This is a genomic window from Daejeonella sp. (assembly GCF_049655485.1).
In the GTDB taxonomy this organism is placed as follows: Bacteria; Bacteroidota; Bacteroidia; order Sphingobacteriales; family Sphingobacteriaceae; genus Daejeonella.
Window position 1 is genome coordinate 1 of record NZ_JBASJU010000046.1, and the last position, 7,927, is coordinate 7,927.

The window sequence follows — 7,927 nt, forward strand, 5'->3', positions numbered from 1 at the left end:
ATGGTATAAGGCTCGCGGTCATCAGGCACCGACCGGAAAAATTTCTTATCCAGCCAATATTTATACCATTTATCTTCCGTTTCCTTTGGATTATACGTTTTAGGAATGCTCATTCTTAATAATGGAATTAGACTGCGAATTTAACAATAAGGTTTCATTTTCGAATAGAAACGACTTAATTAAGCGCTGCAGTCAAAGAATTATAAGCTTTTCGAGAATTGTGTTTAAAAATTCAGGTCAGGGCACACAATATTTTCACTGATTAAAAGTTGAATAGACAATGATTGCAACGGGCTTCAAAACGGTAAGAAATTTTCCTTCTTTAATGATTAAAGGCTACATAGCAAAGAAAAACATGTTCTAATGAAAATTAGCTCAAATTTCAGACTGTCCTCCTTTCTTCTGGATTATTTAAAATTAGGCCGTATCCTGTATTGGTTTAATAAATAAATCTGTATCTTATTTGTCAACCAGGAAAACTGCTAATTTCACGGTCTGAATTTGTATTAAACAACCAATTAAATATGAATAACAAATTTTATAAATTAGTGCTGCTGGGAGCAGCAAGCGTTATTGCATTAGATGCAAGTGCGCAGCATAATTCTCCTCCTAAAAAGAAAACTGTTTTTATCGATAAGTCCCACATGGACCCTAACGTCTCACCGGGAAACGACTTCTATAATTACGCGGGTGGCAACTGGATTAAAAACAACCCGGTACCGCCGAAAGAAACGCGCTGGGGAAGTTTTAATCAGCTTCGTGACTTTAACATTAATGCGGTAAAAGATATTTTGGCCGAAGCTTCAGCAAGTAAGGCTCCTGCGGGCTCCATTCAGAAAAGGGTTGGAGATTTCTACATGGCGGGAATGGACAGCGTTACCATTGAGAAACTGGGTTACACTCCGATAAAATCTGACCTGCAAAAAGTTTCTGCTATAACCGACTTGAATGGCGTTATCAGGCATGCTGCTGAAATGCGGACTTATGGAGCGGGATCGCCATTTTTTACTTTCTATGTAGGACAGGATAGGAAAGCGGTTACAAACATTGTCCCGCAGCTGGGACAAGGTGGTACTACTCTTCCCGACAGAGACTATTACCTGAAAAATGATGCGCGCAGCACTAAAATTCAGGAAGCATACAAGAATTACATTGCAAAGCTATTTACTCTTACCGGCGCAAGTGCAGCAGAGGCGGCTAAAAACGCAGAGACCATTTTCAATTTTGAAAAGAAGCTTGCCGAAGCGCAAATGAGTAGAGTGGAGATGCGTGACCCGTACAAAACGTATAACAAGTTTGCGGTAGCCGATTTCGCTAAGACCACATCAAATCTGAACTGGCAAAATTTGATGCCTTTGATGAAGGTAACCGGGCAGGATACTCTGCTGGTTAACTCGCCGAAATTCTTTACAGATCTTAATGCTGCCCTTAGCAGTACTCCTATTAACGATCTGAAAACCTACCTGAAGTGGAACCTTCTGAAAAGTTCTGCTCCTTATTTGAGTTCGGATTTTGTAGATGCAAATTTTGCCTTCAGTCAGGCTATCAGCGGCCAGAAGGTTCAAACCCCGCGTTGGCAGAGGATGTCGTCATTAACAGACGGAACTGTAGGTGAGCTACTGGGACAATTGTATGTCGATAAACACTTTAAACCTGAAGCTAAAGAGCGGATGCAGGAGCTTGTGAGCAATCTGGTAAAAGCTTATGAGATCCGAATCAAAAAACTGGATTGGATGAGTGAAGTTACCAAGCAAAAAGCTCTGGATAAATTACATGCATTCACTCCGAAAATTGCTTACCCTGATAAATGGAAAACTTATGAAGGCTTAGAGATAGACCGCAAATCTTTTTTTAATAACCTTAGGAATTCAAGCACATGGTCTTACCAGGATATGGTAAACCAGTTAGGTAATCCTGTAGACAAATCCCGCTGGGGAATGACTACCCCTACTGTAAATGCATACTACAATGCGGTAAACAACGAAATTGTGTTCCCTGCCGGGATCCTTCAATTTCCCTTCTTTGATCCTAATGCGGACGATGCGATAAACTATGGTGGAATCGGCGCCGTAATCGGACATGAAATTTCACATGGTTTCGATGATTCGGGCAGCCAGTATGATAAAGACGGAACATTACGTAACTGGTGGACTGACGAAGATAGGTCACGTTTCAAGGAAAAAGCAGAGGCTTTGCAGAAGCAATATGATGCATACACAGTACTTGACACCATCCATGTAAATGGCAAACTTACTTTAGGAGAAAATATAGGTGACCTTGGCGGATTGAATGCGGCATATGAAGCATTTAAGATGACTAAGCAAGGCCAAAGCAATGAGAAAATTGATGGCTTAACCCCTGACCAGCGATTTTTCCTTTCCTGGGCACAAGTTTGGAGAGGAAATATTCTGAATGAAACTGCAGCGCAGTTGATTGTTACCGATACCCACTCACCAGGCCCTTACCGTACCATCGGTGCGCCGGTAAATATGGATGCATGGTACAAAGCATTTGATGTTAAACCAGGAGATAAATTATATAAGAAACCGGAAGACCGAATCCGGATCTGGTAATTTTCGTAATAATTTGTAAAAGCCCTGCGTTTGTGTAATTTCAAACGCAGGGCTTTTTTATATACTTATATGAACATTATTGATGTAATTCTGATCATCGTAATAGGCATTTCAATTTACAGCGGATGGAAAGGAGGTTTCATCGAGTCTGCGCTTGAGTTAAGTATTTGGCTGGGGAGTTTTCTTCTCGCATTTTTTATCTCCGTTCTCATCGTCAATCTTTTACAAACAGTTTCCGTGAGCGGAATCTGGATCAGGCCAATAGCCTTTATCGTTTTATTAATATTTTTCAGCCAGCTTATTACAAGGACTGGGGAGAGCTTAACGAAAAGTCTCGACGAAGAACTACACTATCACTGGGGTAATAATGCGCTTGGTATTATTCCAGGATTGGTATCAGGTATTGTCTATTCTTCTTTAATATCCTTTTTTGCACTCTCCTACCCTTTAGGAAATCTATCTCAAAGAACTAAAGACAGTTACCTTGCGAACTTGCTCAACCACAAAAACGGATGGCCGGGAATGCTTTTATCCGAAATGGCAGCCGACATCGGATACAGACCCCCAGAACATTTCACTGTTCATACCAAAGGAGCTGAACTTGTTCCATTGGCTTTCCGTACAAAAGAATTCAGGCCCCGGCCCGATCTGGAAAAGCGGATGCTCGACCTGATCAACCAGGAGCGGAAGAAATTTAATCTCAGGCCCATGACATTTGATAAAAAATTGGCGCAGGTAGCCACAAAGCATTCTTCAGATATGCTTCAAAGAGGTTATTTTTCGCACTATACTCCAGAAGGATTGGGTCCATTCGACCGGATGAGAAAGGACAGGGTAAGATTTCGAATTGCCGGAGAAAACCTGGCTTTAGCTCAGACTCTTCAGTCAGCTCACCAGGGTTTCATGGAGTCGCCTGTACACAAGGCAAATATTTTACATGATTCATTCGGGCGTGCCGGAATAGGAATTTTGGATGCAGGAGCAAATGGAATTATGGTAACCCAGAATTTCAGAAACTAAAAGCATTATTTACAACGTTGTATCTGTTATTTATTTATGGTCATTAAAAAAAGGAACCCAATGGTCGTCAGCTTTTTCTATAATTAATACGATAAGATGTTGAAGTATATATTATTCATCGCGATCTGCTTATCTGCAAACCTTTTGGTGGCCCAGTCAATGGACCCCGATTTTAAATCATTGCTTGACAGTATTGATAAACAGGATGTCCCGCAAGTGTACGTTAAGGAGTTTAATGAACTGAACAAGAACGAGGTGTTTGTTCTTGATGTCAGGGAAGAAGAAGAATTTAATGTGAGTCACCTTAAAAACGCACGCCATGTAGGGTACTTTTGGTTCGACATGAGAAAAGTATATGATATTCCTAAGGATGCTTTTGTAGTTTTATATTGTTCAATCGGTACGCGCAGCGAGAAGATTGCCTGGAAATTAATCAAAGCCGGCTATAAAAATGTTTACAGCCTCTACGGCGGAATATTTGAGTGGGTTAATTCCGGTCAGCCGGTATACAAGATGGACGATGTTCAAACTTCCGAAATTCATACTTATTCCAGAGATTGGGCGCGATGGGTCGAAAAGGGAACCAAGGTTAATTAGCCTTGCCGGATTATAATTATGGATAAAAATTTAAGCTTTGCTGTTACTTCAGATGGTTCAAAAACGATCTTCAACCCTACTATAGGCGAGCACTATCATTCACGACACGGTGCTTTACAGGAGAGTAAACACGTATTTCTTGAATCCGGGCTTAAGTATTTCCTGCAGAACGGCACTAAAGAAGTTAAAGTGCTTGAGCTTGGCTTTGGAACTGGTCTGAACTACCTGGTTTCGGCGGAGTATTGTAAAGATGAAAAGGTCAGGATGGTATACACAGGGATTGAAGCATTCCCGCTGTCCCTGGACCTGATTAGCAATACCGATTATGATCAATATCTCTCACCGGAGATTTGGAATGAATTTATCATGACTTATGAGCTCGCTTTAAGAGGGCCAACAGAGTTAAGCCCGTATTCTCAGTTGGAAATTGCTTGTAAAAAACTTCTAGATTTTCAAACAAGCCAGTTATACGACGTCCTGTATTTCGATGCATTCGCAGCCATTCATCAGCCCGAAATGTGGAATGAGGAAGCCTTGTCACATATCAGCGCGTTCGTCCGGCCCGGAGGAGTATTCGTTACTTACGCCATTACCGGCAACTTAAAACGAACCATGAAAGCTCTCGGATTCGCCATAGAAAAAGCCCCTGGCGCACCTGGTAAAAGGGAAATGCTCCGAGCCGTTAAATTATAACTGACCCTACTCCCATTCTCAACTCTCCACTCTGCTCTCTCCATTCTCAACTCTCCATTCTCCATTCCCTAAAAAACCCTATTTTTGCCTACAAACCACCCACATGTCCGCAAACACCATTCCCCCTTCAGGCTCAAACCCAGCCGAATCATTCGAACGTTTACTGACAATCATGAACACGCTTCGTGAACAATGCCCCTGGGATAAGAAACAAACCATGGAAACGCTCAGGCACCTAACCATAGAAGAAACGTACGAATTGTCGGACTCCATACTTGACGGCGATATGGAAGAGATCAAAAAGGAATTAGGCGACCTGATGCTGCACCTCGTTTTTTACACCCGAATTGCTTCAGAAACGAATCACTTCAATATAGTTGATGTATTAAACGGGATCTGCGATAAACTTATCCATCGCCATCCACATATCTACAGTGATGTAATTGTAGAAGATGAGAATGATGTGAAACGCAACTGGGAACAGCTTAAGCTTAAAGAAGGGAACAAGTCGGTTTTGGGAGGTGTACCTGTTTCTCTCCCGGCATTAGTTAAATCTTCGAGGATCCAGGAAAAAGCCAGAGGTGTTGGTTTCGACTGGGATAATAAAGAACAGGTTTGGGAGAAAGTAGAAGAAGAACTGCAGGAATTCAAGGACGAATTTAACCGGCACGATGATCAGCCTGTTGACAACGAAAAGGCAGAAGCAGAATTTGGAGACCTTCTTTTTTCCCTCATAAATTATGCGCGTTTTATTGATATAAATCCGGAAGACGCACTGGAAAAAACAAATAAGAAGTTTATCAAACGTTTCCAATATCTGGAAAGTAAAGCAAAGGAACTTGGTAAAAACCTGAAAGATATGAACCTTGCGGAGATGGATGTTTTCTGGAATGAAGCTAAAAAATTATAAATTTTAAGGAAGATTTCCGACAAGGTTTTACCGCAGAGGGCGCAGAGTTTTACGCAGAGACGGACGTTAAACTACCATTGTTATACAATTTACTGGACGTTTTATAAAAGCCTGTTCGGAAAACTCTGCGAACTCTGCGCCTCACTTTGCGTACTCTGCGGTTCGATTCGATTTCAGAGCGAAGCGATGAAACACTTACTTAAAACTAATTGCCTTTAGCGGTGAAATCCTTGTTACCAGTAGAGATGGAATTAGTAAAACAATAATGCTAATGATCAATGTTCCCGCATTTAAAAGGACAATATCCCCCAGTTCCAACTGTACAGGGACAAAATTTATATAATACGAAGCCTGGTCAAGTTTAAAAAAGTGGGTTTCTGCCTGGAACCATCCCAGTCCTGCACCTAATAAATTGCCCAATAAGAGCCCGACCAATACAAGATATGAAGCGTTGTAAAGGAAAATTTTCCTTACGTTCCAGTTGGTACTGCCCAGGGCTTTTAGTATGCCTATCATGTTGGTTCGTTCCAAAATCATAATGAGTAAAGCAGAAATCATATTAATGACCGCAACGGCAATCATTAATATCAAGATCACCTGGGTATTAACATCCAGAAGTGATAACCATTCAAAAATAGTGGGATAATATTCTTTCACCGAGTACGACCTCAGTTCAATAGGTATATTATCATATACTGAATTTGCTGTTTTATCCAGTTTGCTGAAATCCTTCACCCTGAGTTCATATCCTCCCACCTGCGTGTCTTCCCATTTGTTCAGGCTTCGGATCAGGGCAATATCACCGATTACGAAAGTCTTGTCGACCTCCTCAACTCCCAAACTGTAGATGCCAGCAATCTCGAACTTTCGTTTTCTCAGTGAATTCTCAATAAAATACATGAGAAAGTCGTCCCCAACTTTTAAATTCAGCCGGTTAGCAGTGTACTTTGATATCAGGATCTGGCCCCTGGATTTAATGCTGTCCGAGAAGTCAATTACCTTACCATCAACGAGCGTTTTCTCAAAATAATCCCAGTTATAATTCCGGTCAACACCTTTGAGCACCACCCCTTCAATTTCATCATTGGTGTTGATGATACCGGGTTTTGTGGCGAATGGGTGGCCGTAATCCACGTTAGGCATGGCTAGAAGTTTCCCTGATTTCTCTTTGTCGAATGTAAATGGTGAGTTTTCGTAGGAGCTGTTTAAATCCAGCTTTGAAATCTGGATATCTCCTGAAAATCCCCTGACCTTCTCACGGATCTCCGATTTAAACCCTTTCACAATTGCAACAGCAAGGATCATCACGGCAAGACCCAACGTGATGCCGAGAATTGCAATGCGTACGATCAGCTTTGAAAAAGTACGTTTCGAATTAAACGTGATCCGCTTTGCAATAAACAGGGGAAGATTCAAATTGTATAATTTAATTGCCTCTCCAAAGATGCGATTTTTTTAAATTCCTTGTTGGGGATTTAGGAAGACATTCGTCATTGTTTGAGGATTTGTGGTAATTTCGGCGAATGAGAATAGTCTTCATGGGCACGCCCGATTTCGCTGTAGCATCTTTAAAAGCACTGTTAGATAATGGGATGGATGTTGTCGGTGTTATAACAGCCCCGGATAAGCCTGCGGGAAGGGGTCAAAAAGTTAGCGAATCAGCAGTTAAGAAGTATGCTGAAGAGAAAGGTTTAAAAATACTTCAGCCGCTAAAGCTTAAAGACCCTGAATTTCTTGCCGAACTCAAAAGTTTAAAAGCAGACCTGCAGGTGATTGTGGCATTCAGAATGTTGCCCGAAGTGGTTTGGAACATGCCGCCAAAAGGAACTGTCAACCTTCACGGTTCACTTCTTCCCCAGTATCGGGGTGCTGCTCCAATAAACTGGGCCTTAATAAATGGTGAGACTGAAACAGGAGTAAGCACCTTTTTCTTAAAGCAGGAAATTGATACCGGCGACCTGCTTTTTTCCGAGGCTGTGCAAATCGGACTGGATGATACCGCAGGACCGCTTCATGATAAATTGATGGAAACAGGTGCCGGCCTGCTGGTCAAAACTGTTAAGGCTATTGAAGCAGGTCATTATACAGAACAGCCTCAAGCCGATAGTGATAATTTAAAAAGTGCTCCTAAAAT

Annotated in this window: 7 protein-coding genes; 6 read left to right on the forward strand and 1 reads right to left on the reverse strand. The window is 41.6% G+C overall.

The features are described from left to right. The first annotated feature begins 524 nt into the window (after positions 1-524). The 5 genes from WBJ10_RS02100 to mazG all read left to right on the forward strand — a co-directional run bounded on the left by WBJ10_RS02100 (position 525) and on the right by mazG (position 5,793). Positions 525-2,573: a M13 family metallopeptidase gene (locus WBJ10_RS02100; RefSeq protein WP_424287895.1), complete on the forward strand. Its 2,049-nt coding sequence runs from the start codon at positions 525-527 to the stop codon at positions 2,571-2,573. A 69-nt stretch (positions 2,574-2,642) separates the two neighbouring features. Then, positions 2,643-3,593, forward strand: coding sequence for a CvpA family protein (locus WBJ10_RS02105; protein ID WP_424287896.1), 951 nt, complete (start codon positions 2,643-2,645; stop codon positions 3,591-3,593). 96 nt (positions 3,594-3,689) lie between these two features. Continuing rightward, positions 3,690-4,190: a rhodanese-like domain-containing protein gene (locus WBJ10_RS02110; protein WP_424287897.1), complete on the forward strand. Its 501-nt coding sequence runs from the start codon at positions 3,690-3,692 to the stop codon at positions 4,188-4,190. An 18-nt stretch (positions 4,191-4,208) separates the two neighbouring features. Beyond that, positions 4,209-4,883 (forward strand): tRNA (5-methylaminomethyl-2-thiouridine)(34)-methyltransferase MnmD, encoded by a 675-nt coding sequence (mnmD, locus tag WBJ10_RS02115; RefSeq protein WP_424287898.1) that lies wholly within the window; start codon positions 4,209-4,211, stop codon positions 4,881-4,883. 103 nt (positions 4,884-4,986) lie between these two features. Continuing rightward, complete coding sequence (gene mazG / locus WBJ10_RS02120; RefSeq protein WP_424287899.1) at positions 4,987-5,793, forward strand: nucleoside triphosphate pyrophosphohydrolase; 807 nt, start codon at positions 4,987-4,989, stop codon at positions 5,791-5,793. A 195-nt stretch (positions 5,794-5,988) separates the two neighbouring features. On the opposite strand, the gene WBJ10_RS02125 is transcribed toward mazG, so the two are convergent. After that, the gene (locus WBJ10_RS02125) at positions 5,989-7,209 is read right to left on the reverse strand and encodes an FtsX-like permease family protein (protein WP_424287900.1); all 1,221 of its coding nucleotides are present in this window, start codon (positions 7,207-7,209) and stop codon (positions 5,989-5,991) included. Between the two features lie 107 nt (positions 7,210-7,316). Between WBJ10_RS02125 and WBJ10_RS02130 the strand changes: the two genes are divergently transcribed. After that, the coding region (locus tag WBJ10_RS02130; protein ID WP_424287901.1) for a methionyl-tRNA formyltransferase at positions 7,317-7,927 on the forward strand (611 nt) is incomplete at its 3' end.